Source organism: Streptomyces durbertensis, from assembly GCF_014156695.1.
Classification (GTDB): Bacteria; Actinomycetota; Actinomycetes; order Streptomycetales; family Streptomycetaceae; genus Streptomyces; species Streptomyces durbertensis.
Window position 1 is genome coordinate 1 of sequence record NZ_WMLF01000762.1, and the last position, 1327, is coordinate 1327.

Sequence of the window (1327 nt, forward strand, 5' to 3'; positions counted from 1 at the left end):
GGGTAGGGCGTCCCGTACGGCTGTGCGGGCGCCCCGGGCAGCCCGGCGCCGCCGGTGTGCGGCCGGTGCCGGACGTCGTCGTCGAGCGGGTACCGCGGCGGACCGGGGTAGGGCGGCGCCTCGTCGCCGGCGCCCCGCCGGGGCGGTGCCTCGTCCGGGCGCCGGGGGGAGCCGGGATAGCGCGGCCGTTCGGTCCGGCTGACCGATCGCGGGTACTCGGGCGGCGCCTCTTCCGGGCGACGCGGTGCGTCGCGGCGCGGCGCGCGCCCGCCGTCGCGCCCGCCCTCGCGGTCGGCGCCGTCGCGTTCGGGAGGACGGGGTTCTGCTGGGGGATTCACGGTGTTGCTCCTCGCGGGTGAGCGGTTGGGAGTTCGGAGAGCGCGGGCGGGGTCAGCCCGCGAGCATCGGCACGCACAGCAGGGGGACGCCGAGGCAGAAGGTCAGCAGCCCGGTCCGCACCCAGCGGTGCTTCTCGGCGACGATCCGGCTCACCTCGCCGAGCGAGGCGGCCAGCGAGTCCAGCGGCGCCCGCTCGGTGTCGGCGAGCGCGTCCCTGAGCCGGCCGGCGGCGGCGGCCTTGCGGATGTCGGCGAAGTAGGTGAGCGGCCGGCCCGGCTGCCAGCGGCTGTCCCGGTAGCGGGGGAGTACGGCCATCAGCAGCGCGCCGAGGGCCACGAGCAGGCATCCGGCGCCCGCCCACCACACGACCTGGGCGGGGACCACAAGCTGTCCCGGGCCCCAGGAGCGTCCGGTCAGCACACTGGTGACGGTGCCGACGGTCATGCCGATCGCGCCGAGCAGGACGGACGCCTTGCTGTCCGCGCGGGCGACCTCGCCCCGCAACTCGTCCAGCAGCCGCTGCGCGGTCGCCACGGCCGCGTCGTCGGCCGGAGGCCCGGCGGGCGGCGCCGAAGGCCCCCCGCCCCCGGGGGCACCGGCACCGACGGTTGTCACGACCGCCCCGCCGTGCCGCCGTCCCCGGGCCGGCCCTCGCCGGGCTCGGGACTTCCGGCGGAGGTGCGTCCCCGAGCGTCCCCCACGGCGGTGGCGTCCGGCACCGGCCCGCCGTCCGGCGCGGGCCCGTCCGTCGGGGGCCCTCCGGACACCGGCGTTGCCGTCGGGTGGCGCTGGGCATCGGACGCGGACGGCAGGCGGGCTGCGTTGTACGCGGCACGGCCCCCTCCCACGGCGTCGGCTTCAGGCGGCCCGTCGCCGGGCTCGGGGACCCGCGCCGCGGCGGGTGTGCCGACGCTCCCCGCCAGCGGGGCGCCCGGCGGGGACCCCTCTGTCGCGGGGGCGCCGGGTGCGGGCGGTGCCGCCGGGGGGC

At 79.9% G+C, this 1327-nt stretch carries 1 protein-coding gene and 1 pseudogene; both read right to left on the reverse strand.

The genetic code is table 11. The features are described 5' to 3' along the window. A pseudogene (locus GL263_RS28695) lies at positions 1–338 on the reverse strand (hypothetical protein); the annotation flags it as partial. A gap of 52 nt (positions 339–390) precedes the next feature. Continuing rightward, a complete protein-coding gene (locus GL263_RS26610) occupies positions 391–873 on the reverse strand; it encodes a Pycsar system effector family protein (RefSeq protein WP_182858289.1) in 483 nt (160 codons plus the stop codon). Between the last annotated feature and the right edge of the window lie 454 nt (positions 874–1327).